Source organism: Microbacterium esteraromaticum, from assembly GCF_017303215.1.
Classification (GTDB): Bacteria; Actinomycetota; Actinomycetes; order Actinomycetales; family Microbacteriaceae; genus Microbacterium; species Microbacterium esteraromaticum_C.
Genome location: NZ_JAEMWU010000001.1, coordinates 1,411,291 through 1,436,652, shown reverse-complemented (window position 1 = coordinate 1,436,652; position 25,362 = coordinate 1,411,291). Strand labels below are relative to the sequence as shown.

Annotated in this window: 31 protein-coding genes; 20 read left to right on the top strand and 11 right to left on the bottom strand. The window is 67.5% G+C overall.

Translation table 11 applies throughout. From position 1 onward, the window contains the following. Positions 1-4 precede the first annotated feature (4 nt). The 5 genes from nadB (at position 5) to JF543_RS06515 (ending at position 5,453) form a co-directional block, all read left to right on the top strand. Entirely contained in the window at positions 5-1,546 is a 1,542-nt protein-coding gene (gene nadB, locus JF543_RS06535; protein ID WP_347401310.1) for an L-aspartate oxidase, read from the top strand. Continuing rightward, positions 1,543-2,394: a carboxylating nicotinate-nucleotide diphosphorylase gene (gene nadC / locus JF543_RS06530; protein WP_206823333.1), complete on the top strand. Its 852-nt coding sequence runs from the start codon at positions 1,543-1,545 to the stop codon at positions 2,392-2,394. The genes nadB and nadC overlap by 4 nt, the downstream gene beginning before the upstream one ends. A gap of 1 nt (position 2,395) precedes the next feature. After that, positions 2,396-3,538, top strand: coding sequence for an aminotransferase class V-fold PLP-dependent enzyme (locus JF543_RS06525; RefSeq protein WP_206823332.1), 1,143 nt, complete (start codon positions 2,396-2,398; stop codon positions 3,536-3,538). 172 nt (positions 3,539-3,710) lie between these two features. Continuing rightward, positions 3,711-4,658 carry a glycosyltransferase family 2 protein gene (locus JF543_RS06520; RefSeq protein ID WP_347401111.1) on the top strand — a complete coding sequence of 316 codons (948 nt, stop codon included), beginning with the start codon at positions 3,711-3,713 and terminating at the stop codon, positions 4,656-4,658. Between the two features lie 27 nt (positions 4,659-4,685). Beyond that, the gene (locus tag JF543_RS06515) at positions 4,686-5,453 is read left to right on the top strand and encodes an SDR family NAD(P)-dependent oxidoreductase (RefSeq protein WP_206823329.1); all 768 of its coding nucleotides are present in this window, start codon (positions 4,686-4,688) and stop codon (positions 5,451-5,453) included. A 19-nt stretch (positions 5,454-5,472) separates the two neighbouring features. Here the strand turns inward: JF543_RS06515 and JF543_RS06510 are convergent, their stop codons facing one another. Continuing rightward, positions 5,473-7,356: an ABC transporter ATP-binding protein gene (locus tag JF543_RS06510; RefSeq protein ID WP_206823327.1), complete on the bottom strand. Its 1,884-nt coding sequence runs from the start codon at positions 7,354-7,356 to the stop codon at positions 5,473-5,475. A 143-nt stretch (positions 7,357-7,499) separates the two neighbouring features. On the opposite strand from JF543_RS06510, the gene JF543_RS06505 reads away from it, so the two are divergent. Beyond that, positions 7,500-8,966: an MDR family MFS transporter gene (locus JF543_RS06505; RefSeq protein ID WP_206823323.1), complete on the top strand. Its 1,467-nt coding sequence runs from the start codon at positions 7,500-7,502 to the stop codon at positions 8,964-8,966. Between the two features lie 62 nt (positions 8,967-9,028). Here JF543_RS06505 and JF543_RS06500 read toward each other — a convergent pair whose 3' ends face one another. Next, positions 9,029-9,187, bottom strand: a complete 159-nt coding sequence (locus JF543_RS06500; protein WP_206823320.1) for a hypothetical protein — start codon at positions 9,185-9,187, stop codon at positions 9,029-9,031. Positions 9,188-9,271: 84 nt separating this feature from the next. Between JF543_RS06500 and JF543_RS06495 the strand changes: the two genes are divergently transcribed. The 3 genes from JF543_RS06495 (at position 9,272) to JF543_RS06485 (ending at position 10,901) form a co-directional block, all read left to right on the top strand. Beyond that, entirely contained in the window at positions 9,272-9,769 is a 498-nt protein-coding gene (locus JF543_RS06495) for a DUF6328 family protein (protein ID WP_206823318.1), read from the top strand. Positions 9,770-9,918: 149 nt separating this feature from the next. After that, positions 9,919-10,209: a Fe-S cluster assembly protein HesB gene (locus JF543_RS06490; RefSeq protein ID WP_179411379.1), complete on the top strand. Its 291-nt coding sequence runs from the start codon at positions 9,919-9,921 to the stop codon at positions 10,207-10,209. A 116-nt stretch (positions 10,210-10,325) separates the two neighbouring features. Further along, positions 10,326-10,901, top strand: coding sequence for a 1-acyl-sn-glycerol-3-phosphate acyltransferase (locus JF543_RS06485; RefSeq protein WP_206823316.1), 576 nt, complete (start codon positions 10,326-10,328; stop codon positions 10,899-10,901). A 10-nt stretch (positions 10,902-10,911) separates the two neighbouring features. Here the strand turns inward: JF543_RS06485 and JF543_RS06480 are convergent, their stop codons facing one another. Together JF543_RS06480 and JF543_RS06475 are read right to left on the bottom strand one after the other, a co-directional pair. Next, the gene (locus JF543_RS06480) at positions 10,912-11,481 is read right to left on the bottom strand and encodes an alpha/beta fold hydrolase (protein WP_347401110.1); all 570 of its coding nucleotides are present in this window, start codon (positions 11,479-11,481) and stop codon (positions 10,912-10,914) included. 114 nt (positions 11,482-11,595) lie between these two features. Continuing rightward, positions 11,596-11,976 carry a hypothetical protein gene (locus JF543_RS06475; protein ID WP_179411383.1) on the bottom strand — a complete coding sequence of 127 codons (381 nt, stop codon included), beginning with the start codon at positions 11,974-11,976 and terminating at the stop codon, positions 11,596-11,598. Between the two features lie 303 nt (positions 11,977-12,279). Here JF543_RS06475 and JF543_RS06470 point away from each other — a divergent pair, with 303 nt between their 5' ends. From JF543_RS06470 to JF543_RS06455, 4 genes are all read left to right on the top strand, one after another. Further along, complete coding sequence (locus tag JF543_RS06470; protein ID WP_242519408.1) at positions 12,280-13,014, top strand: DUF981 family protein; 735 nt, start codon at positions 12,280-12,282, stop codon at positions 13,012-13,014. Positions 13,015-13,113: 99 nt separating this feature from the next. Beyond that, the gene (locus JF543_RS06465) at positions 13,114-14,022 is read left to right on the top strand and encodes a DUF2268 domain-containing protein (protein ID WP_206823310.1); all 909 of its coding nucleotides are present in this window, start codon (positions 13,114-13,116) and stop codon (positions 14,020-14,022) included. A gap of 29 nt (positions 14,023-14,051) precedes the next feature. Continuing rightward, complete coding sequence (locus JF543_RS06460) at positions 14,052-14,822, top strand: TipAS antibiotic-recognition domain-containing protein (RefSeq protein ID WP_206823309.1); 771 nt, start codon at positions 14,052-14,054, stop codon at positions 14,820-14,822. 4 nt (positions 14,823-14,826) lie between these two features. Further along, complete coding sequence (locus JF543_RS06455; RefSeq protein WP_206823308.1) at positions 14,827-15,210, top strand: hypothetical protein; 384 nt, start codon at positions 14,827-14,829, stop codon at positions 15,208-15,210. A gap of 2 nt (positions 15,211-15,212) precedes the next feature. Here the strand turns inward: JF543_RS06455 and JF543_RS06450 are convergent, their stop codons facing one another. The 3 genes from JF543_RS06450 to ychF form a co-directional block, all read right to left on the bottom strand. Continuing rightward, on the bottom strand, positions 15,213-15,743 hold the full coding sequence (locus tag JF543_RS06450; protein ID WP_206820802.1) for a GNAT family N-acetyltransferase: 531 nt from the start codon (positions 15,741-15,743) through the stop codon (positions 15,213-15,215). A 98-nt stretch (positions 15,744-15,841) separates the two neighbouring features. Beyond that, positions 15,842-16,177 (bottom strand): hypothetical protein, encoded by a 336-nt coding sequence (locus tag JF543_RS06445; RefSeq protein WP_206820803.1) that lies wholly within the window; start codon positions 16,175-16,177, stop codon positions 15,842-15,844. A 92-nt stretch (positions 16,178-16,269) separates the two neighbouring features. After that, positions 16,270-17,343: a redox-regulated ATPase YchF gene (ychF, locus tag JF543_RS06440; RefSeq protein ID WP_179411395.1), complete on the bottom strand. Its 1,074-nt coding sequence runs from the start codon at positions 17,341-17,343 to the stop codon at positions 16,270-16,272. Between the two features lie 251 nt (positions 17,344-17,594). Here ychF and JF543_RS06435 point away from each other — a divergent pair, with 251 nt between their 5' ends. Then, a complete protein-coding gene (locus tag JF543_RS06435; RefSeq protein ID WP_179411396.1) occupies positions 17,595-18,185 on the top strand; it encodes a 3'-5' exonuclease in 591 nt (196 codons plus the stop codon). Between the two features lie 27 nt (positions 18,186-18,212). Then, positions 18,213-18,596 carry an ankyrin repeat domain-containing protein gene (locus JF543_RS06430; protein WP_179411397.1) on the top strand — a complete coding sequence of 128 codons (384 nt, stop codon included), beginning with the start codon at positions 18,213-18,215 and terminating at the stop codon, positions 18,594-18,596. A gap of 28 nt (positions 18,597-18,624) precedes the next feature. On the opposite strand, the gene JF543_RS06425 is transcribed toward JF543_RS06430, so the two are convergent. Together JF543_RS06425 and glpX are read right to left on the bottom strand one after the other, a co-directional pair. Beyond that, a complete protein-coding gene (locus tag JF543_RS06425; RefSeq protein ID WP_179411398.1) occupies positions 18,625-18,909 on the bottom strand; it encodes a hypothetical protein in 285 nt (94 codons plus the stop codon). Between the two features lie 93 nt (positions 18,910-19,002). After that, positions 19,003-19,989, bottom strand: coding sequence for a class II fructose-bisphosphatase (gene glpX / locus JF543_RS06420; RefSeq protein WP_179411399.1), 987 nt, complete (start codon positions 19,987-19,989; stop codon positions 19,003-19,005). Positions 19,990-20,171: 182 nt separating this feature from the next. Here glpX and fbaA point away from each other — a divergent pair, with 182 nt between their 5' ends. Continuing rightward, positions 20,172-21,200 (top strand): class II fructose-bisphosphate aldolase, encoded by a 1,029-nt coding sequence (gene fbaA, locus JF543_RS06415; RefSeq protein WP_179411400.1) that lies wholly within the window; start codon positions 20,172-20,174, stop codon positions 21,198-21,200. A gap of 57 nt (positions 21,201-21,257) precedes the next feature. On the opposite strand, the gene JF543_RS06410 is transcribed toward fbaA, so the two are convergent. Then, positions 21,258-22,016, bottom strand: coding sequence for a GntR family transcriptional regulator (locus JF543_RS06410; RefSeq protein WP_206823301.1), 759 nt, complete (start codon positions 22,014-22,016; stop codon positions 21,258-21,260). Positions 22,017-22,224: 208 nt separating this feature from the next. On the opposite strand from JF543_RS06410, the gene JF543_RS06405 reads away from it, so the two are divergent. Next, a complete protein-coding gene (locus tag JF543_RS06405; RefSeq protein WP_242519407.1) occupies positions 22,225-23,124 on the top strand; it encodes a transporter substrate-binding domain-containing protein in 900 nt (299 codons plus the stop codon). A gap of 16 nt (positions 23,125-23,140) precedes the next feature. Beyond that, positions 23,141-23,866 carry an ectoine/hydroxyectoine ABC transporter permease subunit EhuC gene (gene ehuC, locus JF543_RS06400; RefSeq protein ID WP_206820806.1) on the top strand — a complete coding sequence of 242 codons (726 nt, stop codon included), beginning with the start codon at positions 23,141-23,143 and terminating at the stop codon, positions 23,864-23,866. Here the strand turns inward: ehuC and JF543_RS14660 are convergent. Beyond that, positions 23,751-23,996 carry a hypothetical protein gene (locus JF543_RS14660; protein WP_431522596.1) on the bottom strand — a complete coding sequence of 82 codons (246 nt, stop codon included), beginning with the start codon at positions 23,994-23,996 and terminating at the stop codon, positions 23,751-23,753. The two genes, ehuC and JF543_RS14660, sit on opposite strands and share 116 nt — an antisense overlap. Between JF543_RS14660 and ehuD the strand changes: the two genes are divergently transcribed. Then, complete coding sequence (gene ehuD / locus JF543_RS06395) at positions 23,917-24,522, top strand: ectoine/hydroxyectoine ABC transporter permease subunit EhuD (protein WP_431522597.1); 606 nt, start codon at positions 23,917-23,919, stop codon at positions 24,520-24,522. The genes JF543_RS14660 and ehuD overlap by 80 nt on opposite strands. Further along, positions 24,506-25,321 carry an ectoine/hydroxyectoine ABC transporter ATP-binding protein EhuA gene (gene ehuA / locus JF543_RS06390; protein ID WP_431522598.1) on the top strand — a complete coding sequence of 272 codons (816 nt, stop codon included), beginning with the start codon at positions 24,506-24,508 and terminating at the stop codon, positions 25,319-25,321. Before ehuD ends, ehuA begins: the two co-directional genes overlap by 17 nt. The last annotated feature ends 41 nt before the right edge of the window (positions 25,322-25,362 follow it).

Here is a 25,362-nt window from a genome sequence, read left to right as displayed (position 1 = left end):
CGCGGTGGCCAGGCGCAGTGTGATCGTCGTGGGGTCCGGCATCGCCGGGCTCACCGCGGCGCTGCGCGCTCAGGCTCGGGGTCAGCGCGTCGATCTCATCGTCAAGGGCGGGTTGGAGGACGGCTGCACCCCGTTGGCGCAGGGCGGCATCGCCGGATGCTACGGCCCGTCTGACTCCCCCGCACTGCACGCCCTCGACACGCTGCAGGCGGGAGACGGTCTGGGCGATCCGCAGGCGATCGCCGCGCTCGTCGACGGAGCGCAGGCGGCACTCGGCCGGCTGCTATCGGCCGGCGTGCCGTTCGATCGCACAGTGCAGGGCGAGATCGCCCGCGGCCTGGAGGCGGCGCACAGCCGACCGCGCATCGCGCACGCAGGCGGGGACGCCACCGGCGCGGCGATCTCCCGGGCACTGGTCGCGCAGGTGCGCGCCTCGGGGGTCAGCATCCACGAGCAGGCGTTCGCGACGGATCTTCTGGTCGTCGGCGGCCGCGTCCGCGGCATCCGCCTCCTCGACGGCACGACCCTCGAGGCGGATGCCGTCGTGCTGGCGACCGGCGGCGCCGGTCAGCTGTTCGCGCACACGACCAACCCGTCGGGCAGCACGGGCGACGGCATCGCCATGGCGTTGCGGGCCGGGGCCGCCGTCGCCGACCTGGAGTTCGTGCAGTTCCATCCCACCGTGCTGGCCCTCGGCTCCCCGTTCCTCATCTCCGAAGCGGTGCGTGGGGCGGGTGCCGTGCTGGTGGATGCCGACGGCCACCGGTTCCTGATCGATCAGCATCCGAATGCCGAACTCGCGCCACGGGACGTGGTCGCGCGCGCCGTCGCCCGGCAGGCGGCCGCGCAGAACGCTCCGGTGCGGCTGGACGCGACAATGCTCGGCGCGACGGCCCTCGCCCGCCGATTCCCCACCATCGATAGAGAACTGCGCGCACGAGGACTGGACTGGGCACGCGATCCGGTGCCCGTGACGCCGGCCGCGCACTACCTGATGGGCGGTATCGCGACCGATCTCGACGGGCGCGCCACGCTGCCCGGGCTGTGGGCCGTGGGCGAGACCGCGCGCTCCGGAGTGCACGGCGCCAACCGCCTCGCCTCGAACTCACTGCTCGAAGGCGCGGTGTTCGGCGCCCGCGCAGCGGATGCGCTGGCCGACGAGGCGGCCACTCCCCCGCTCCGGTCGCAGTTTCTCCCGCACCCGGCACCTACCTCCACACTCCCGTCGCACTTTCTCCCGCAACCGCCCGCGCGAAGCGGGAGAAACTGCGACCGGAATCACACCGACTTCTCCCGCAATGCCCTGCAGCAGCTCATGTGGGACAGCGTCGGCCTGCTGCGCGATGCCGACGGGATGTCGGATGCCCGCGCGCGCCTGTCCGCCTGGAACGTCCCAGCGGGCAGCGACGCCACCGCCCAGGAGGATGCCAATCTGCTGACGGTCGCCCGGGCCGTGGCATCCGCCGCCCTCGCGCGCACGCAGTCGCGCGGCGCACACCATCTCTCGTCGTCCCCGCACTCGTCCGCCCTGATCGGAGCCGCATGATCACCCCCGCCGTACTCGAACGCACGGTGCGCGCCGCGCTGGAAGAGGACGCCCCCTGGGGCGATATCACCAGCACCGCCCTGCTACCGGAAGAGGCCACGGCCACAGCAGACCTCGTCGCGCGTGAGGACGGCGTCTTCAGCGGTGGTGACGTGTTCTCCGCCGCCTTCCACCTCACCGATTCCGCGGTGCAGGTCGACGGCATGGTCGCCGACGGTGCGCGCTTCGTGGCGGGCGACGTGCTCGCCACGGTCACGGGACCCGCCCGCAGCGTGCTGACCGCCGAGCGCGTCGCGCTGAACTTCACCCAGCGCATGTGCGGCATCGCGACGCTCACCGCACGCTACGTGGATGCTGTCGCCGGCACCGGTGTGCGCATCGCCGATACGCGAAAGACGACGCCGGGCCTGCGCGAGTTCGAACGGCACGCGGTGCTCTCGGGCGGGGGCAGCAACCATCGGCGCTCGTTGTCGGACGCCGTGATGGCGAAGGACAACCATCTGGCGGTGCTGCAGGCGAGTGGCCAGGATCTCGCGTCGGCCCTGCGGGCCGGGCTCGCACGTCTTCCGCACACGACGCACGTCGTGATCGAGGTCGATCGACTCGACCAGATCGCCGCAGTGCTCGAAGGCGGAGCCGACACCGTCCTGCTCGATAACTTCTCCCTCGACGACCTGCGCGCAGGCGTGCAGATGCTGTCAGGGCGAGCCGTGGCCGAGGCCTCCGGTGGTGTCACCCTCGACACGGTGCGCAGCATCGCCGAGACCGGTGTGCAGGTGATCTCGGTGGGCGCGCTCACTCATTCGGCACGCGCCCTCGACCTCGGGCTCGACCTGCGGATCGACTGACGTGCTCTACCTGGATCACGCCGCGACGTCTCCGGTGCGGCCGGAGGTGCTCGAGGCGATGCGCCCGTACCTCACCGGTGTGTTCGGCAACCCCTCCAGTCATCACACCGTGGGCGAAGCCGCGGCCGAGGCGTTGGAGTGGGCACGCTCGCGCGTCGCGGTGGCGATGGGCATGCGCACCGGCGATGTCGTGTTCACCGCGGGCGGCACCGAATCGAACAACCTGGCCGTCAAGGGCATCGTGCTCGGCGCGATGTCGGCGGCGGAGCACCGCCGCCCGCATGTGATCACGACGCCGATCGAGCACGAGTCGATTCTGGAGTCGGCGCACTACCTGCAGCGCTTTCACGACGCTCGGGTGACACTGCTGCCGGTCGACGCCGCTGGCACCGTCTCGCCCGCCGACCTCGGTGGGGCCCTCGCCGACGGCGCCACGCTGGTCAGCTTCGGGCACGCGAACAACGAGATCGGCACGGTGCAGGATGCTGCAGCCCTGATCGCCACCGCGCGTGAGCTCGCAGTGCCGGTACACGTCGATGCTGTGCAGTCGGCGGGATGGCTCGATCTGTCGGGGCTCGGTGCTGATGCGGTGTCGATCGCCGGGCACAAACTGGGCACGCCCAAAGGAATCGGTGCGCTGGGGGTGCGCGGCAGGGTGCCGTTGGAGCCCCTGCTGCACGGCGGTGGGCAGGAACGCGGCCGGCGCAGCGGCACCGAGAACGTCGCGGGCGCCGTCGGGCTGGCCACCGCACTCGACCTGATCGAATCCGAACGAGAGCAGGCGGTCACCGCTGTCGCCGCGCAGACCGCGGAGTTCATCGCCGCAGTGCTGCGCTCCGTTCCGCAGGCGGAGCTCACCGGGTCGCCCGACGAGCGGCTTCCGAATCTTGCCAGCTTCACGTTCGCGGGCACGAGTGGCGAGGCCGTGCTGCTCGAGCTCGAACGCCGCGGTGTGGTGTCGTCCAGCGGCTCGGCATGCGCGGCCGGCAGTGACGACCCCTCCCCTGTGCTGCTGGCTCTGGGCATCCCCGCTGCCGCTGCACAGACCTCGGTGCGGTTCACGTTCGGCCGCGCGCCACTGCCCCCTGGCTCCGCGGCGCACCTGGCGGCGTTGACCGCGGCAGCCGTGGACGCGGTGCACTGATTCCGGCAGCCGTGGCCGCAGTGCGCTAAGTCCTGCGTTCGCAACTCCGGAAGAACTTGAGCCCGCAGAAGATCCGCCCGCGGGAACCAGGGCCAGTGCCGCGCAGGCGGGGTGATTTTTCCGGAGTTGTGAACGGCCGCGACGGGTGCCTCCGCGTCGTAAGCTCGTCACCGTGCCCGGTTCTTCTCCTTTGGTGACCATGATCGTGCCCGGGCGCGACGTCGCGGGCTTCGCCCCGGCCGCGATCGCCTCGCTGCAGGCGCAGAGCGAGCCGCGCTGGCGCGCCCTGCTCATCGATGACGGTTCGCTTGACGACACCGGTGCCGTCTTCGACGCCGCGACCGCTGCGGATGCCCGCTTCGAGGTGCTGCGTCATGCGGAGCCGCTCGGATTGGGCGCCGCCCGCAACGCCGGCCTGTCGCGGGTCGACACCGAGTTCGTGGGTTTCCTGGATGCCGACGATGAGCTCACGCCCGACGCCATCACAACCTGGACCGCCACTCTCGCCGAATCGGGCAGCGACTTCGTCGCCGCCGCCTATGTGCGCTCACGTCTCGTCGACGGCGTCTATCGCCCCGGCCGCGTGCAGCCGTGGGTAGCGGATGCCACCGATCCCCGCCGACTCGGTGTGACGCTCGCCGAGCACCCCGCGGCTGCGGCGAACATCGTCGCCTGGTCGAAGTTGAGCCGCACGGCGCTGTGGAACGATCTGCGTTTTCCTGAGAACGTCGCGTACGAGGACCAGGTCGTCGCGCAGCGGATGTACACGCAGGCGCGCGCGTTCGATGTGATCCCCGATGTCGTCGTGCACTGGCGGGTGCGCGCCGATGGCACCTCGATCACCCAGGGCAAGGGGCATCTGCCGGTGCTGCGCGACTACCTCGCCGCGATGCACGGCGGCCTGGATGTACTACGACGCGCACGCCACTCCGAGGCGATCAGACACCGCATCGCTTTGATCCGGGCGATGGACCTCCCTCCGCTGCGGCATCTGGCTGCGCAGCACCCCGACCCGGCGTACTCCGCGACTTTGCAGGTGTTCGAGGCGGCTCTCGAGTCGATGCCCGAGCATGCCGATGCGCATCCCGACCCGCGCCTCGTCGACGCGCTGGCGTGGTGACCGGGCGGCGTCTGCCAGGCTGAGCGCATGAACCTCGACGCACTGTTCTCGCTGCAGGGTCTGACCGCGGTCGTCACCGGCGGCTCCTCGGGAATCGGCCGCGGCATCGCTCGTGCACTAGCCGGCGCCGGGGCATCCACTGTGATCCTCGCCCGCGGAGCCGACCGCGTCGGCGCTGTCGTCGCCGAGATCGAGGCCGCCGGCGGGCACGCCGCCGGTGTCGTCGCCGACCTCAGCACGCGGGAAGGCATCGCCGAGGCGGGCGACGCGGCAATCGTTCCCTTCGGAGACCCCGACATCCTCGTGAACTCCGCAGGAATCAACCTGCGTCCGCCGCTCGACCAGATCGACATGGACGTGTGGGACGCGACCATGACGGTCAATCTCGAAGCACCCTTCCTGCTCAGCCAGCGCTTCGCGCCGCACATGCGTGAACGCGGTTTCGGGCGTTTGATCCACGTCAGCTCGCAGCAGGCGCATCGCGCCTTCATCACCAGCGGCGTGTACGGCGTCTCCAAGGGTGGGCTCGAGTCACTCGCCCGCTCCCAGGCGGAAGCCTGGTCTTCACAGGGCGTCACAGCGAACACACTCGTGCCGGGATTCGTGCTGACCCCGCTGAACGCCCGATTGCAGCAGGACCCCGACAAGGTGCAGCAACTCGCCGAACGCACCATGGTCGGTCGCAACGGGATGCCCGACGACTTCGCCGGCATCTCAGTGTTCCTCGCCGGACGCTCGTCCGGCTACATCACCGGACAGTCGCTGTTCGTCGACGGCGGGCTCTCCGTGCACTGAGCGATCGGTTCGGCGCGCGTCAGTTCTCGCGGTTGTCGATCACACGCGATGCCGCCAGTTGCTGCGCCGCGAGCGTGGCGTAAAGACCGCCGGCCGCGAGCAGTTCGGCGTGCGTTCCCGACTCGACGATGCGGCCCGCATCGATCACGTGGATCATGTCGGCGCCGATGACCGTCGACAGGCGGTGCGCGATCGTCAGGGTCGTGCGGCCTTCGGATGCCGCATCCAGAGCGTCTTGCACAACCCGCTCCGACACGGTGTCGAGCGCCGAGGTCGCCTCATCGAGCAGCAGCACGGGCGGATCCTTCAGCAGCACCCGGGCAATCGCGATGCGTTGCTTCTCGCCGCCCGATAGGCGGTAGCCCCGTTCGCCGACGATCGTGTCGTAGCCGTCGTCGAAACCGTCGATGACGTGGTGGATGTTGGCCGCGCGGCACGCGCGTTCGATCTGCTCGTCCGTGGCATCCGGCTTCGCGTACCGCAGGTTCTCTCGGATGCTGGCGTGGAACAGGTACGTCTCCTGCGAGACGATCCCAACGTGGTCGATGACCGATTCCTGCGTCAGGTCGCGCACATCGGCACCGGCGAACCGCACCTCGCCTTCCGAGGCCTCGTACAACCGCGGCGCGAGATAGAGAATCGTGGTCTTACCCGCCCCGGAGGGACCGACGAACGCGACGTGCTCCCCCGGCTCGGCTGTGAACGAGACGCCGTCCAGTGTCGGCCGGGCATCGGCCGCAGCATCCGGATACCGAAAGACGACGTCGTCGAACTCGATGCGACCGCGGGGCCCTGGCGCGTCGGCGAGGTCGATCGCCGTTGCCGCATCACGGATCTGCGGCACCATGTCGAGGTATTCGAAGATGCGCGCGAACAGCGCCGCCGAGGTCTGCAGGTCGAGCGCGACGCGCATCAGCCCCATCAGCGGCATGAGCAGCCGCGCCTGCACCGTGGTGAACGCGACGATCGCACCCGCCGTGATGTCGGGGGCACCCCCGGTCAGGAAGAACCCCGCGACGAGGTAGATGATGGCTGGAACACTCGACATCAACACCTGCACGACGGCGAAGAACCCCTGACCGCTCATCGCGCGCCTGACCTGCAGACGCACCTGGTTGCGGTTCTCCTCCTGGTAGCGCACCGACTCGGTGCGCTGCCGGTTGAACGACTTCGACAGCAGGATGCCCGAGACGCTCAGCGTCTCCTGCGTGATACTCGTCAGCTCGGACAGCGACTCCTGTGTCTCGTTCGCGATGCGCGCCCGCACCTGCCCGACCCGCCGCTGCACGAGCACCAGGAAGGGCATCATGACCACGGCGATGATCGTCAGACGCCAGTCGATGAGGATCATCGCCACGAGCGACGCGATCACCGTGACGGTGTTGCCGAGAATGCTGGTGACCGTGTTGGTGAGCACGCCCGAGACGCCGCCGACGTCATTCTGCAGGCGCGATTGGATCACACCCGTCTTGGTGCGGGTGAAGAAGCCCAGTTCCATTGCCTGCAGGTGTTCGAACAGCCGCACCCGCAGATCACCGGTGACGTGATTGCCGACTGTCGATGTGAGCCACGTCTGCACGACGCCAAGCGCGGCGGAGAGCAGGAACAGCCCGATCATCACGCTGACCAGCACGACCAGCAACGACATCACCGGGCCATCGCCGCCCGCCGGAAACAGCGCGTCGTCGAACACGCGCTGCACCAGCAAGGGCGGGATCACCGCCAGGCCCGCTCCGACGATCACCAGGGCTGCGGTGATGAGCAGGCGTCCCCGGTACGGGGCGAACAGGGCGACGACACGGCGGCCGAGGCCGTCGATCTTCGGCGCGCTGGCGTTCTGACGTCGCTGCGCTTCGATGTCGACTCCGCGGAATGGGCCGCCGCGGCCGCCAACCATGCTCATGTCCACAGAGTAGTGCGCCGAACTGGGCGCAGAAAAAGGGAATGCGCGCCGGAACCGACGGGTTACGATAGACGGCTGGCCTTCGGCATCCACCTCACGAGGACTCGCGGTCAGCCATCCGCACACGACCACTGAGGAGACCCATGTCTGCCGTAGAGACCGGCCCATCCCCCACGGTGCGCGCCGACATCCCGCGCAAGGACATGGCAGTCATCTGGGTGCTGCTGATCGCCGCGTTCGTCGCGATCCTCAACGAGACGACGATGGGCATGGCGATCCCGCACCTCATCACCGATCTGCAGATCACGCCCATCGCGGCGCAGTGGGTGACCAGCGCGTTCATGCTGACGATGGCTGTGGTCATTCCGACGACGGGCTTCCTGTTGCGCCGGTTCACGACGCGGCAGATGTTCCTTGCAGCCCTCACGCTGTTCTCGGCGGGCACGTTGCTGGCGATCTTCGCCATGGGATTCCCCATGCTGCTCGGTGCGCGCATCGTGCAGGCGTCGGGTACGGCGATCATGATGCCGTTGCTGATGACGACCGTCATGAACCTCGTCCCGCCGGCTTCACGCGGCCGCATCATGGGACGCGTCAGCGTCGTGATCTCGCTGGCGCCGGCGCTCGGGCCCACCATGTCGGGCTTCCTGCTCGATCACTTCGGATGGCGCGCGATCTTCGTCGTCGTGCTGCCCATCGCCCTGATCGCGATGTTCATCGGATGGCGCTGGCTGACCGATGTCGGCGAGACCACGCATGCGCCGATCGATGTGCTCTCGATCGTCCTGTCGGCCTTCGGGTTCGGCGGCCTGGTGTACGGTCTCACGCAGATCGGCGGTCTCGCCTCGGGCGCGAACCCCGTGCCGATGGTGCTGTCGCTCGTGATCGGCGTGGTCGGTCTGGGTCTGTTCCTCTGGCGCCAGGTCGTGCTGCAGCGCAAGGACGATGCGCTGCTGGATCTGCGCATCTTCCTGTCGAAGGACTTCTCGCTCGCCATGGTGCAGATGTTCCTGCTCTCGATGGCCTTCTTCGGCAGCATCACGATCATCCCGCTGTTCCTGCAGGACGGCCTGCAGCTGGATGCCACCAGCGCCGGCCTGGTCGTACTGCCCGGTGCCCTGGCGATGGGTCTGCTCGGCCCCGTGATCGGCCGCGTCTACGACAGCCGCGGCACGCGCGTGCTGCTCATCCCCGGTGCGTTCCTCGCCTCGGCAATGCTGTGGGTGTTCTCGACGCTCGACACCAACAGCTCCGTGTGGCTCGTGCTGGTCGCGCAGACGTTGCTGTCGATCGGACTGGCGCTGTCGTTCACACCGCTGTTCACGGCGGCACTGGGCTCGTTGAAGCCGAAGTTCTACTCGTACGGCAGTGCCGTCATCGGCACCGTGCAGCAGGTCTCGGGCGCGGCGGGCATCGCCGTCATGATGACCGTCTTCACCGCGATCGTCGCGGCAGGCGGCGGCACGGAGGTTCCCGGTGCAGTCGCAGCGGGCACCCGTGCAGCGGTATTGATCGGGGCGATCATCGCAACGGTGACGATCATCGGCGCGTTCCTGATCCGCAAGCCGGTCGATGACACCGACGAAGCCCCGGCTCACGCCGGTCACTGATTTCCGCTCGTCGTGAACGTCGTCCCGCGCTCGGCGCGGGGCGCCGTTTGCGTGAGTGCGGCTCAGTCGGCCTTCTCTGCGCCGGCGGATGCCGGTGATGCACCGGGTACGGCGCACACGCCGTCGACGCACGCGCCCATCGCGGTGTCCTCACCCAGCAGCTGCAATCCGGGGAGTGCCGCGAAGCCCTCGCCACCGTCGACTCTCTGCGCATCAGTCATGCCTCGATGCTACGCCTCACCGCGTGACCGGGCATCGCCGGTCGCGCTTTCGCCGGCATCCGATGCGGTGTACCGTGCGGTGGCATGAGCAGTATGCCCGCCGGCGATGGCGCCGCTGGCCGTTCCGATGGCCGCGGTGAGAGCTCCGATGAGCGCGCGGACCGCAACTGGGAAGAGATGATGCAGGAGCTACGGGTCATGCAGACGGGCACGCAGATCCTCACCGGCTTCCTGCTGGCGGTCGCATTCCAGCCGCTGTTCCAGGAGCTGACCGAGAGCCAGCGGGTGCTGTACATTCTGCTGGTGCTGCTGGCGGCGACCGCCACGATCCTTGCGCTGGCGCCGGTGGGCATGCACCGGGTGCTGTTCGGCAGGCGGCGCAAGACCGAGCTCGTACACGCGGCCAACCGCATCGTCAAAGCGAACCTCGTGGTGATCGCCGCGGTGACGGTGGGGGTGACGATGCTGATCATCGATGTCACGTTCACGCGCACGTTCGCACTGATCGCCGGGGGTGCCGGCATCCTCGCGATTATCTGCCTGTGGGTGTTGTGGCCTCTGTTCCTGCGCCGGCGTCGGTGAACAGCATCCGCATTATCCAGGTCCTGCGCGCCCGAGGTGGGAAACCCCTCAGAGTCAGGCGCTGAGCTTGAACCCGCGCGGCAGGTGCGGAATCGTGGCCGGGACATCGCGCTGGACGGCGTGGTGTCCGCAACCGGAAGGAGAGCGCGATGCTCACCCTGACCGAGAACGCCAACACGATCGCGGCGACCATCGTCGCCCAGCAGAGCACCGGCCCGGATGCCGGCCTGCGCATCCATTCCTCGGGCACCGAGGCTGAGCCGCGCTTCGCGGTCACGGTCGCCCCCAGTCCCGAGCCCGGCGACGCCGTGGTCGGTGACGAGACCACCCGTGTCTTCCTCGAAGAGACGGCCGCAGAGGCACTCGGCGACAAGGTGCTGGACGCCGCCGTCGACGAGCAGGGCGCAGTGTCCTTCACCCTGCTGCCGCAGCCGGCCTGATTCCGCGCCGCACGAGAGCCGTCGTCCCCACCCGGGGCGGCGGCTCTCGTCGTCTCCCCTCCACGCACACGCGGTGCATGCCTTCGCATGCATGCGGCGTCACTTAGCCTGGAAGGATGCTTCGACGCCTCATCGCGCGGGTGTACTGGACGTTCTCGCGCTGGACGTTGAGCACGCAGCCCGCACCCACTCGTCCCACGGTGCTGATCGGCGCCCCGCACACCTCGAACTGGGACTTCGTGCTCATGCTCGCCATCGCCTGGCGACTGGGCATCGAGGTGCACTGGCTGGGCAAGCAGAGCCTGTTCCGCGGCTGGCGCGGCCCTGTGATGCGGGCGCTCGGCGGCATCGCCGTCGATCGCGACGACCCGAGCCGCATCGTCGGCGAGGTGGTCGCGCAGGCGCACGCCGGCGAGGTGTTCGGCCTGGTGGTCACTCCCGACGGTACGCGCAGCGGGCACACCCACTGGAAGTCTGGTTTCTACCGGATCGCCCGCGAGACCGGGATGCCCGTGACCCTGGGCTACGTCGACCGCACGACGATGACCACCGGGCTGGGCCCCACGATCGATCTCACCGGAGATGTCGCGGGCGATATGGACCGCATCCGCGCGTTCTACGCCGACAAGTCGGGACTGCGCCCGGAGCACCGGGTCGAGCCCCGACTCCGCGACGAACCGCGCTCACGCTGAGCTCAGCAGGTCAGTCCCAGTCGAGGTACTCCTCGATGACGACCGCCGTCTCAATGGGGTGGGTCGCCGGGAAGTAGTGATCGGCGCCGGGAATCGTGGTGACGCTCGCGCGCTCGGGGGCCGTGGCGCGCAGCGCCTCGGCATTGGCGGCCGGGGTGACGTCGTCCTGCTCGGCCTGGATGATGAGCACGGGGATGCCGGATGCCAGCGCGATCGGCTCGTCCTCGACGCCGAGCATGAGCAGGCCGTTGACCCGGTCGGTGTGGTCGGCTGCGAAGACACGGGCGATCGTGCTGCCGTGTCCGTGACCGCCGATCCACGTGTCGTCGATGCCGAGGTGGTCGAGCACGGCAAGGGCATCCGCCGCACGCTCCTGCACGGTCACGCCTTCTGCCTGGGCACGGGACCCCACGCGCACGACGCGGAAGCCGGCCTCTTCGGCGAGGTAGTGCGAGATCACGCCGAGACCGTCGGCTTCGAGCTCACGGTTGGTGACCAGCACCAGAGTGACGGGCCCCTCACCCTCGTCGATGAACGGCACGGCGCGGCCGTCGGGCTCGAAGGTGGTCTTCTCTGTCACAGTGGTGCTCTTTCTGTGGAACCGGATCTCGACGCGTGCAGCGCCCCCATCACCGTATGCAACGACAGCACTCGCCAACAAGTTCGGCAGAATCTGCATGCCCGGTCAGGCAGGTCAGCCGCAGAGCGGCTCGAGCGAGGACTTCACCTGCTCGATCGCCCGAATCGCCTCTGGTGCGTTCGGGTCGGCCACATCGGCGAGGCGGTCGGCGTTGGTTCGGATGACGTCGCCGACCTGGCCACCGATGTCATCAGCGACGCCTTCGAGGGTGATGACGAGACCGTCGCGCGCTGTCGCAAGGTCTTCCGCGGTCGCATCACCCTGCGCGAGCAGTCCCTCGTACTGTGCGTACATGTCGTCGACCGACTGGCAGACCTGCTCGACATCGACGCCCAGGGCCTCGCCGGTGAGCTGCGCGATCGACGAGCACCCGGTGAGTGCGCCGATCGCGAGCACTCCGACGGCAAGAACGGGGACCCGGGCGATTCGACGCATGCCTCAAGGGTAGTCGGCACGGGGTGCGCTCGGCCTGAGCGACCGCCCCCAGCAGACATTGGAAGAGCATAGGGTTAAGAGCATGCTCCCTCATGAGCCGCGCATGATGTGCCGCTCTTTCCCCCCCCCACCGCGCAGGGCCGGTCAGTACTCGACCGCACCCGGCGGATTGCGACGGTTCAATAGCCCGACTCACGGCCAACGCCGACGACCGTTGCAGGCTCGCGCACGACGCGCGTCGACGTTGGTTGCGCCCCCATACCCGCGTACCCGCGCGCGAGCAAAGAAAGAAAGACAGGAACAATGGACGAATTCCTCGGTGGAAGCGAAACAGGTCTGGTCATCGACTGGACGCAGATGCCCACCTACAACACCATCATGTCGCTCGCCGCAGGTGCCGGCCTGCTGCTGCTCGTGCTGCTCGGGCGGACGCTGCACCGCGACAAGCAGTTCAAGGCCGAAGGCTGGGCGCTCAGCGCCGGCGTGCTCGGTGGAATCCTCACCCTCACCGGCGCTCACATGACGTTGACCTGGCCGTTCGCGAAGTACTTCCCCTTCGACAACATCGTCTTCGGTGAGACCAGCCTGGGCCTCGGTGTGCTGCTGCTCGCCGCGGCGCTGTACCTGTGGAAGCGCGGCGACCAGATCGTCGCCGCCGAAGATCGCCCCGCTGAGGTCGCAGCTGTTGCCAAGCCCCTCGGCATCTTCATCTTCGGTCTCGGTCTCGCCCTGTTCGGCATTGCCGCAGCGGGTGTGTACTTCCAGCTGTTCGCCGCCCCCGCGGATGAGCCCATCTCTGGCATGTTCGCGGAGTGGCCGATCGTTGAGGCGATCTTCATGTCGGGCCTGTTCGCGCTCGTCGGCGTCGGCGCCGTGCTCTTCCCGTTCGCGCTGAACTCGTTCACCGCGACCAAGCCGCTGACCAAGATCGCGAAGTGGATGGGCGGAGTCTGGGCCGTCTCCGGTGCCGCGTTCCTGCTTTTCGGTGCGATGAACTTCTACACCCACATCGGCCTGATCGTGAACACGATGCAGTAACACCGCCGTTGCCCTACTGCTTGGCCTGCCGTTCTCCGGGACGGCAGGCCGAGTGGTTGTATTGACCTTGCCGCAACGGCAACCTTTAGCGTCGGTCGCATGACCATCACCATGATCGACAGCGCGCCGATGATGCGCCAGGCGCTGACAGCAGCATCCGACCTTCGAGCCGACCTCGTACGCGAGATGTGGGCGCCGATGGCGGGTATGTACCATTTCGTCCCCGGCGGCGTCGACCTCGCCACCGTCCACCGACAAGGCTTCGGTTTTGATTGGGACTCCCCCACCGAGGCCGCGCAGGACGGGCTCGCTCGACTCGTCGAAGCGGATGCCTGGAATCGCATCCGCACCGCACTCGACGCCGGCGCGGCGGCGCTGAAAGCAGCGAACCCCGCTCATGAGGTGCCCGACCTGACGGTGCTGCTCGTGCTGGGTGACCAGACACATGAGCACTTCATGAACGAGGTGCAGGGCCTCTCGGCCTTCGGCGGCATCAGCGGCTACATCACACTCACCCTCTGGCCGACGCCGGAGGTGATGGACCGCCTGGAGGCCATCGTCATCCACGAGTTGCACCACAACGTGCGCTACTCGCCCGGCGGAGTGACCTGGGACCCGCTGACCGTGACGGTGGGCGAACAGGTGATCTCGGAGGGGCTCGCGGATCTGTTCGCCGCCGAGCTCTACGGCGAGCGCGGATTCACCCATTTCGTCAGCGATCGCGTGCGCGGCGATGATGACGTGCTGGCGAAGGTCGCGTCGGGTCTCAACGTGACCGGAATGCAGAACTTCGCCTCGTGGGTGCACGGGGATGCCACCGCACGGCTCTTCGGCGCGGAACCGGTCGGCCTGCCCACGGGGGCCGGCTATGCGGCGGGGGCGCGCCTGGTGCGGGCGTACCTCGACGCGGCCGGAACGACGGCCGCCGCGAGCATCTTCACACCCGCCGCCGAGATCATCGATGTCGCCATGCGGCGTCTCGGTCTGGCGCACGCTCTGCGAGACTGACGAGCACAGCGCAAGGCAGGAGGCGGCCGGTGGAGTGGACGGTGAACGAGTTGGCGCAGCGCGCCGGCATCAGTGGTCGCACGTTGCGTCACTACCACCAGATCGACCTGCTCACCCCGGACCGCATCGGCTCGAACGGATACCGCTACTACGGGCCGCATGCGGTCGCGCGCCTGCAGCGCATCCTGATGCTGAGGGAGACCGGGATGCCCCTGGCCGACATCGCGGCCACGCTGGCAGCATCCGCTGGGCCCGAGGCAGAAGTCGCCGCGCTCGAGTCGCACCTCGCGCAGCTCTCGCGGGAGCGGGAGAGTCTCGACCGGCGCATTCGCGCGGTCGAGCACACCGTGCACATGCGCCGAGAGGGCCGCGAGCCGCGCATGGATGTGATGCTCGAGGGGTTCAACGACCGCTATGAGCAAGAGGTCGTCGAGCGGTGGGGACGCGATGCGTTCGAGGCGTCGAACCAGTGGTGGCATGAGAAGTCACTACGTCAGCAACGCGAGTGGAAGGCACGCAGCGAGGCGCTGCTGGCCAGGTGGCGTGAGCTTCACGAAGCGGGGCTCGCCACCGACTCCCCCGCCGCGCAGGCGCACGCGGTCTCGCACGTGGACTGGCTGTCTGAGATCCCCGGAACGCCGACGCACGAGGGCGATGCCGCGAGGTCGGCCGAGATGATCCTCGGCCTCGCGGATCAGTACGAGACGCACCCCGACTTCCATGCCGCGTTCGGTTCGGAGAACGCGGCACACTTCGCCGCGGATGCGCTGCGACGGCACGTCGCGAACGCACTACGCTGATCGGATGCCAGCACAGCAGCGCCCAGTCGGCACCCGCCTGACCCGCACCGAGCGCCAGCTCATGGAGTTGCTGTGCTCGGGCACGGATGCGCAATCAGCAATCGCCCGCGAGCAGCTGATGCAGGCGCAGTGGGGCGGGTACCCCCACGCCGAGTGCGAGTGCTTTCTGCTGACCTTCGCAGGCAGGGCCGGCCTCGCGCCGATCGACCACGACGGCGGCCCGTTCGCCATGGTCGAGGTCTCAGCACACAGCGAGACGCTCGGGTTCATCGAGCTCTGGGTCGTCGACGGCTACCTGCACTCCGTCGACTACATGCCGTTCGGCGATGACCACGTGCAGATTCCGACGCGCGAGACGCACGAGCTGACGTTCGCCGGGCGGGGGTAGGTTCACGCTGCGTATGCGCCAGGAGCGCGCACGTAGCGCCCGATGCCGTCAGCACGACCCACAAAGCGAAACGCACGCCGCTCGACCATCGCAACCGACGCCACGTTTGCCGGGTCGATGTGCGCCTCCACATCAAGAGCACCAAAGACCTCACGCACGACCAGGAGACCGGCGTCTAACATGACACCGGCAAGGCCTTGCCCCCACCTCGCAGGCGCGAGCCAGTACCCAACCTCAACGGTGTCCTCACGTCGCGACGCAACGAACAGACCTGCCCGCTCGCCCTCTGTCTCGGCAACATACCAGCGCACAGCGCCCGGCTCTGAAGCTGGGAGGCCGCGAAGCGCGAGGTCGATTCGCGAGTCGATTTGTTCGGCAGACCAGGGAGACCCATCACCCACGAACTTCACGACGCGTTCATCCGTCGCCAACGAGGCGAAGAACTCACGGTCACCGATCTCGAAAGAGCGCAAGGTAACCACGGGGCGATTGCGCGTGGCCGGTGGGCTAGAGATGGAGTCGGAGGAGCGCATGGCACGATGCTACCGATGTCCCCGGCCGGCAAGAACCGACCCTGCAGGTCGAGAGACGCCGTCGGCTCAGCCTCCGCCATGAAGCCACAGATGTACGGCTATTCATCGCCGCCCAGCAGCGGCCACGGCTCATATGACACATCGGCGAAGTCAGCGACCTCCGCCTGCAGACGCTTCGCGATGGCTGCGCCATCCTGTCGCCACCTCTCGCGCACCGCATCGTCCTTCCAACCGTCGAACGGATCGAAGTTCGCGTCCCAATGGGCGTTCCATTCAGCCATGTCACGCGTCAGATCTTCCGACAGCCCATACATGTCCGGTGTGGTGGTGTAGCCGACATCCCAGGTGGGCGTCGAGTTCTCCCAGAGCGGCCAATCGCGACCGTAGTCAGGGAAGAGGCGAATCGCTCGCCGAGCTGGGGGAACACCATCCATGCGAGGGAGCCTACAAGCTGCGTTTCGTCACTTTGACTCGCTTCGCTCGCTCAGTACACCGCTCGCTCCGCTCGCTCAACGACCGGGGCACGTCACACGTTGAAGCGGAACTCCACCACGTCGCCGTCCTGCATGACGTAGTCCTTGCCCTCAAGACGGGCCTTGCCCTTGGCGCGGGCCTCGGCGACGGAGCCGGTCTCGACGAGGTCGTCGAACGAGATGACCTCGGCCTTGATGAAGCCCTTCTCGAAGTCGGTGTGGATCACGCCTGCGGCCTGCGGCGCCTTGGCCCCCTGAGGGATCGTCCAGGCGCGCGACTCCTTCGGCCCGGCCGTCAGGTAGGTCTGCAGCCCCAGGGTCGCGAAGCCGATGCGTGCGAGCTGGTCGAGACCCGACTCGGTCTGTCCGGTCGCTTCGAGCAGCTCGGCAGCGTCCTCGGGATCGAGGTCGATGAGCTCCGACTCGATCTTCGCGTCGAGGAAGACGGCCTTGGCGGGCGCGACGAGAGCTTCGAGTTCACCCTTCTTGGCGTCGTCGGTCAGCACCGACTCATCGACGTTGAAGACGTAGATGTACGGTTTGGCGGTGAGCAGGCCCAGCTCGCGCACGGGCGCCAGATCGATGCCCGAGGTCGACAGCAGCTGACCGCGCTCAAGCGCATCCTTGGCTGCGAGCGCCGCGTCGAGCACCGAGCCGTCGATCGTCTTGCGCTTGACCTCCTTCTCGAAACGAGGCAGCGCCTTCTCGATCGTCTGCAGGTCGGCGAGCATCAGCTCGGCGTTGATGGTCTCCAGGTCGTTCTGCGGGTTCACCGCACCGTCGACGTGCACCACGTCGTCGTCGACGAAGCCGCGCACGACCTGCGCGATGGCGTCGGCCTCGCGGATGTTCGCCAGGAACTGGTTGCCCAGTCCTTCTCCCTCGCTCGCTCCGCGCACGATGCCGGCGATGTCGACGAACGACACCGTCGCCGGCAGGATGCGCTCGCTACCGAAGATGCCGGCCAGCGTCTGCAGACGCGGGTCTGGCAGGTTGACCACACCGACGTTCGGCTCGATCGTCGCGAACGGGTAGTTCGCCGCGAGCACGTCGTTCTTGGTCAGCGCGTTGAAGAGGGTGGACTTGCCGACGTTGGGCAGACCGACGATTCCGATAGTAAGAGCCACGGGAGCCAAGTCTACCGGGGGCCGTTGCCGTCCATACCGCGGCCGAGCAGGAAGTCGCCTTCCGAGAACAGGACGGTTCACCAGAACAGGACGATTTCGTCAGAACGGTCCTGTTTTCGTCGAATCGCCTGTTCTCGAACAGCGGATGCCCTCCGCACACCGGATGCCCGCATGCCGCCGTCGCGACCGGATCACCCGCCGCGGCGGCGCGCCTGATCGGATGCGACAGACTCCGCACCGAGACTTGTTGCGTGCCACTGGATTTCACTGCGATCGACTTCGAGACCGCGAACTCCAGCCCTGCCTCAGCCTGCTCCGTGGGTCTGGTGCGTGTGCGCGGCGGAGCGGTCGTCGCCCAGACCGGCTGGCTGATCCGCCCCGCCGTCGGACATGACGAGTTCAATGAGTGGAACATCAAGATCCACGGCATCCACCCGCACGACGTCGCAGGCGCCGACACGTGGGCCCAGCAACTCGACCGCCTGTGTGGTTTCGCCGGTGACGACGTGCTCGTGGCACACAACGCCGGGTTCGACGTGAAGGTGCTGCGACGTTCTTCGGAAGTCGCGGGCTTCGACGCTCCCCCGTACCGCTCGCTGTGCTCGCTCGCCGTCGCACGCAAGACCTACGATCTCGACTCGTACCGCCTGCCGGTCGCGGCGGCCGCCGCCGGATTCGGCGACTTCGACCACCACGACGCACTCGCCGACGCGCGTGCGTGCGCGCAGATCGTCATCGACGCCGCCCGCCGTGCCGCAGTGCACGACGTGGATGCCCTCGGCTCGGCTCTCGGCGTGAAACTCACCCCCGCACCGCAGCCCGCCCAACGCGCAGTCGCCTGATCCGCCGCCATCGGCGAGAATGGTGCGATGACGAGCGGACTGAGCCCAGAGGTCATCGACGGCACCTTCGACCTGGCCCGCCAAGGGCGAACCGGCCCACTGGGCGAGATGATCGACGCCGGTGTGCCCATCGACGTGCGCAACGCCAAGCAGGACACGCTCTTGATCGTTGCGACGTACGCCGAGCAGGCCGAGACGGTTGCCGATCTGGTCGCCCGCGGCGCCAACCTCGACGCCGTCAACGCGAACGGGCAGACCGCCGTCGCGTGCGCGGTCTTCCGCCGCAACGAATCACTGCTGCGGATGCTGCTCGACGCCGGAGCCGATCAGGACGCCGGAGCGCACACGGCAAAACAGGTCGCCGACCAGTTCGGACTGACCGGTATGCGCGCGGTACTCGACTCGTACTAGGGCGTAGCTTCTGCCGAGAACGCGTAGATCACGCGCCGCCGGGCACCCACGACAACAGTGCGATCACGACACCAGAGGTCACGACGAACGCACCGATCATCCACCAGGAGCTCAGCTCGTGCCCCTCGTCACGGCGCACGCGGAAGAGAACGTCAGCCCGGCGGGCGGGGTCGACCTTCGGCTGCGTGGCGGCGACCGTCTGCTGGGCGAGCGCCGCCGCGATCTGCTCGTCGGTCACGCGCAGGATGCGTCCCGTCTTGGTCGTGATCTGCTGCACGCGACTCGGCTGCTCAGACTGCTCGTTCGTCGACATCCCGAGCTCTCCTGTTCTGGCTTCGCCGGTGCACTGCGGGCATCGGTCGTACCCATTGTGCCAGGATGCCCTGGGAATCGGGGGATCTGCCCGTCAGAGCCACTTCGAGACGAGGTGGTCCGAGACGATGCGACGCAGCGTTCCGGATGCGCTGCGCAGCACGACGCTCTCGGTGTAGAGGTAGTTGCCCTCACGGCGCACACCGCGCACGAGCTGCCCGTCCGTGACTCCCGTGGCGACGAAGATCGTGTTGTTGCCCTGCACGAGATCGTCGGCCTCGTAGACCTTGTCGACGTCGAGCCCCGCGTCGATGCCGCGCTGGCGCTCCTCGTCGTCGCGTGGCCAGAGCACGCCCTGGATGTGACCGCCCAGCGCCTTGATGGCGCACGCGGTCACGATGCCTTCGGGGCTGCCGCCGATGCCGACACACATGTCGGTTCGTGCGTCATGCCGGGCGGCGTTGATGCCCCCGGCGACGTCGCCGTCGCTCATCAGGCGGGTACCGGCGCCCGCCTCGCGGATCTCGTTGATGAGCTTCTCGTGGCGAGGACGGTTCAGCACCGAGACGACCATCTCGTCGACGGGCTTGTCGAGCGCCTTCGCCAGCCGGCGGATGTTCTCGCCGATGGGCAGGCGGATGTCGACCACGCCCACTCCGGCGGGTCCGGTGACGAGCTTGTCCATGTAGAACACGCTGGAGGCATCGAGCATCGAGCCGCGGTCAGAGACAGCGAGCACCGAGAGGGCGTTCTGGCGTCCGGCTGCGGTGAGCGAGGTGCCATCGATCGGATCGACGGCGATGTCGCACTCCGGTCCGCGACCCCTTCCGACTTCTTCGCCGTTGAACAACATCGGGGCGTCGTCCTTCTCACCCTCGCCGATCACGACGCGGCCCTGGAAGTCGACGGTGCCCAGGAAGGCGCGCATGGCGTCGACGGCGGCGCCGTCGGCGGCCTCTTTGTCGCCGCGGCCGATGAACGGAACGGCCCGGATCGCCGCCGCCTCGGTCGCCCGGACGAGCTCAAGAGCGAGGTTGCGGTCGGGGCGAAGAGGGCTGAGATCGGCTGTAAGGCTCACCATGCGGTCAGCATAGCCAGCGGATGCGACGAAACCGGCGACTTTTCGCGAATTCCACATGAAGGATTCACGGTTCTTAACGCGGCAGCAGGAATGTGACCCGAGCGCGCGCAACAGCGGAAAGATCTCTCGTGTGCGCGGCTACAGTTGAGGCTGACCCCCGCCCTTCAGAAGCAGGAGATTTCATGCCCATCGCCACTCCGGAACAGTACGCAGAGATGCTCGACCGAGCGAAGGCGGGCGGGTTCGCATACCCCGCCTTCAACGTCTCCAGCTCGCAGACGATCAACTCTGTTCTTCAGGGTCTGACCGAGGCCGGCTCGGACGGCATCATCCAGGTCACGACCGGTGGCGCCGACTACTTCGCCGGCCACACCGTCAAGGCCCGCTCGACCGGCGCACTCGCCTTCGCGCGCTACGCGACCGAGGTCGCCAAGAATTACCCCGTCACCGTGGCACTGCACACCGACCACTGCCCGAAGGATGCACTGGCCGGCTTCGTCGAGCCGCTCATTGCAGCATCCGAAGAAGAGGTCAAGGCGGGACGCAACCCGATCTTCCAGTCGCACATGTGGGACGGCTCGGCTGTGCCGCTCGACGAGAACATCGCCATCGCCAAGGAACTCCTCCCCCGCATGAAGGCGATCAACGCCATCCTCGAGGTCGAGATCGGCGTCGTCGGCGGCGAAGAAGACGGCGTCGCCCACGAGGGCTCCAACGACGCGCTCTACACGACGTTCGCCGACGTCGACCAGGCCATCCAGGCACTGGGCCTCGGCGAACAGGGTCGCTACATCGCCGCGCTCACCTTCGGCAACGTGCACGGTGTGTACAAGCCGGGTGGCGTCAAGCTGCGCCCCGAGCTGCTGGGCGAGATCCAGGCCGAGGTCGCCGCGAAGTACAACACCGGCGCCAAGCCGCTTGACCTGGTCTTCCACGGCGGGTCCGGCTCGACCGACGAAGAGATCGCTCTCGCGGTCGCCAACGGCGTGATCAAGATGAACATCGACACCGACACCCAGTACGCATACACGCGTGCGATCGCCGACTACATGTTCAAGAACTACGATGGCGTGCTCAAGGTCGATGGCGAGGTCGGCAACAAGAAGCAGTACGACCCGCGCGCCTGGGGTAAGATCGCCGAGACCGCCATGGCGGCTCGCGTGGTCGAGTCGACCAAGCAGCTCGGCTCGTACGGCCAGTCCAAGAGCTGACACATCCCACTACAGCGAAGCGCCGTCGGATCTCCGGCGGCGCTTCGTCGTCAGAAGTCAGTCGCGCATCGCTCCGTCGATCGGCTGGAACACCTGCGGCTGCTCGTCGAGGTCGACCTCGACGGTGTCGACGTCTGCGTCTCCGCGCAGGCGAGAGACAGCATCCGAGAACTGCTTCTCGAGAGCCGCGGCCGCGGCGTCGGCGTCGCCCGCGGCGAGCGCGTCAAGCAGCACCGTGTACGTCGGTGACACCGAGCGGCGCACGGAGTAACCGTCGGCGACGCTGAAGCTCATGATGCGGGTCTGCATCACCAACGCGGCCATCGCGCGGGTCATCCGCTCGCTGCCCGCCGCATCGACGAGCACCTGGTGGAACTCCAGATCGGCGTCGCCGATCGCGCGGGCATCCTCTCCGTCACTGACCGCGACGAGGTCGTCGAAGGCCTTGCGGATGCGTTGCAGTGCCCCCGCGTTGCCGGCGCGCGCGACGCGCCGCGCGGCCTGCGCCTCGATCGCCAGACGCATCTCATACACGTCGGTGATCTGATCGCCCTCGATCACCGCGACGCTCATCCCGCGCCCCGGGATCGCGACGAGGATGCCCTCCTGCACCAGGCGCTGTGCGGCCTCACGCAACGGGCTGCGGCTCACTCCCAGCTGCGCGGCGATCTCAACCTCACCCAGTGAGGCGCCGACCGCGAGCGCGCCCGAGAAGATCGCCTTGCGCAACTCGATCGCGATGAGGTCAACGGTCGACAGCCGCGACACGCGCGGCACTGCGGCCCGGCCGACGGAGCGGGGCAGGTCTCGGGGCATATGGGTCTCCTCATCCACAGAACGCGGTGCGCGCGGTCTCTCATTCTCGCGCGTTCAACGGTGTTTTCCTCGCAGACTCCGCGACGATCTCCATGTCGGATTGTCGACAATCTGCACGTCTGATTGTACGTTGATCGACAGTTTCCCGTATCGTGTTCCGCGGTCGCCGCCCACTCCGGCGCGACAGACAGCCACACAGAGGAGCATGATGAGCAAGCGCACGACCCGAACCGCACTCGCCACCCTGGGTGTACTCACACTCGCCCTCGCCGGTTGCGCCTCCGGCGACAACGGCTCTGCCGGCGGCGATGGCGGCGGAGACACCCAGACCACGCTCGAGAAGGCGCAGGAGTCCGGCACCATCACGCTGGCCGTTGCATCCGAGCGGCCCTACTCGTGGGTCGAGGGCGGCGAGCCCACCGGGGCGACGATCGCGCTGCACAAGCAGATCTTCAGCAACCTCGGCATCGACGACATCAAGGTCGAAGAAGTCGAGTGGAACTCGCTGATCCCGGGTCTCAACGCCGGCCGCTGGGATGTCATCAGCGCGGGAATGTCGATCCTGCCCGACCGCTGCGAGCAGGCCGCGTTCAGCGATCCCGAGATCATGTACACCACCACCCTGGCCGTGCCGACCGGCAACCCCGAGTCGCTCAGCGATCTCGGCTCGGTCGCCGAAAGCGGTGACGTCACGCTCGCCGTGCAGTCCGGTGCGATCGAAGAGGGCTACGCCGACGACCTGGGCATCAGTGATGTGATCAAGGTCGACAGCGCCACCGCCGGCCTCGAGGCGGTGCAGTCCGGCCGCGCGGATGCTTTCGCACTGACTGCCGTGTCGCTGAACTGGATGACCCAGGACAACGCCGACCTCGAGACCACCGGCGCTTTCGTGCAAGAGCTCGACGGTGTCGCGCAGGTCGGCGCGGGCTCAACCGTGTTCCGCCAGGACGACAATGATCTGCTCGCGGCGTACAACGAGGAGCTCGCGAAGATCACCGGCGATGAGCAGGCCTACCTCGACCTGGTCGAGCCGTTCGGGTTCACGGCCGAGAACCTGCCGCCGGCAGACCTGACCACCGCGCAGCTGTGCGCCGGCGAGCTCGGCTGACCGCCCCGCACCTCACGTGACCGATAATCTCGAGGCGCTCCAGCGGGCGCTGCCCTACCTGCTCGATGGGTTGTTGATCACCCTTCAGCTCACGGTGGGCGGCGCCCTGCTGGCGTTCGCCATTGCCATCTCACTCGGGCTACTCGCCCGCTTCAACAACATCCTCATCCGCGGCTTTGCGCGCACGGTGATCGAGGTGTTCCGCGGCACCTCGCTGCTGGTGCAGTTGTTCTTCTTGTTCTTCGTCCTCCCGTTGCCCCCGTTCAATCTCGCGCTTCCGTCCATCGTCGTCGGCATCCTTGGGCTCGGGCTGAACTACGGTGCCTACGGTGCCGAGGTCGTGCGCGGATCGATCAACGCGGTGCCGCGCGGACAGTGGGAGGCCACGACCGCGCTCAGCCTGTCGCGCACGCAGCGCATGTGGCGGGTGATCTTTCCCCAGGCGTGGGCGCTGATGATCCCCTCGCTCACCAACCTGCTGATCCAGCTGCTGAAGGGCACGGCCGTGGTCTACCTGATCACGATCGTCGACTTCACTGCCGAGCTGAACAAGCTGCGTATCGACACGGACGTGTTCTTCGCTTACTCCCTGGGACTCGTCGTCTACTTCGTGATCGCCTACCTGCTCACCCTCGCCATGAACGCGATCGAGGTGCGCGCCAAGCACCGCTTGGGCCAGGGCACACGGCTGCGTGAGGCCGTTGCCGCACCCACCGTCGATGCAGAGGGGAACACGCCATGAACGAACGAGCCATCTGGGACTGGGACCACGCCCTGGCTGCCCTGCCCGACATGTTGTGGGCGTTCCTCACCGTCACGCTGCTGGTGACCGTGCTCGGCAGCATCATCGCCGCGGCACTCGGCTTGGCCATCGCGCTGGCGCGCAAGAGCGCACCCCGTTCGGTCGCCGGGGCGTTGACGTTCGTGATGAACTTCATCCGCATGACCCCACTGGTGGTGCAGCTGCTCTTCGCGTACTACGTGTTCGTCACCGTGCCCCCGCTCACTCTCGGTGTGATCATCTTCGGCATCCACTACGCCGCGTACATGGCCGAGGTGTACCGTGCCGGAATCGACGCGGTACCTCGCGGCCAATGGGAGGCCGCCACCGCGCTGTCGATGTCGCGTCGCCGCACCTGGACGGCCGTGGTGGTGCCGCAGGCGCTGCGCTCGACGCTTCCCGCGCTCGGCAATTACGTCATCTCGATGTTCAAGGAAACCCCCTTCCTCGCGGTCATCACCGTGACCGACATGGTGCGCGCCGCCCAGCTCTACGGCGGCCAGAACTTCCGGTTCATCGAAGCCATCATCATGGCGGGGATCCTGTTCCTCGTCGCCAGCTACCCGACATCGCTGCTCGTCGGACGATTGGAGAAGCGTCTTGCCTACTCGAACTGATACTCACACCGGCGCGATCACGCTGGACAACGGCGAGGTGCCCGCCATCCGATTCGACAAGGTCGAGAAACGCTTCGGTGACCACATCGTGCTGCACGACCTCGACTTCACCGTGCGCAAGGGTGACCGCGTCACGCTCATCGGCCCCAGCGGCTCGGGCAAGACGACGATTCTGCGCCTGGTGATGACTCTCGAAGAGGCCAACGCGGGCTACATCCTCATCGATGGCAAGCCGCTCACGCATGTCGAGCGCGACGGCAAGCGCGTCGAACTCAAAGAGAAGCATCGCAACGAGATGCGCAAACGCATCGGCATGGTCTTCCAGCAGTTCAACCTGTTCCCGAACATGACCGTGCTCGAGAACATCATCGAAGCGCCGGTGCACGTGCTGAAGACGCCGAAGGACAAAGCTGTGGCACGAGCACATGAGCTGCTCGAGATGGTCGGCCTGCCCGATAAGGCGGATGCCCACCCGACCCAGCTCTCCGGCGGACAGCAGCAGCGTGTCGCAATCGCTCGCGCGCTGGCGATGGAACCCGAAATCCTCTTGCTCGACGAGGTCACCAGCGCCCTCGACCCCGAGGTGGTCGGTGAAGTGCTGAACATCCTGCGCGACGTCGCCCGCAACACCGACGTGACAATGCTGATCGTCACCCACGAAATGCAGTTCGCCCGCGATGTATCGAACCGGGTGATGATGTTCGATGGCGGACGCATCGTCGAAGAGGGATCGCCCGAGAAGATCTTCACCGACCCGCAGGAGCAGCGCACGAAGGACTTCCTCGCCGCAGTGCTGTAGGCGCGGCCGCGCGCTCCACGTATCGTGCCCGCCCGGAATCA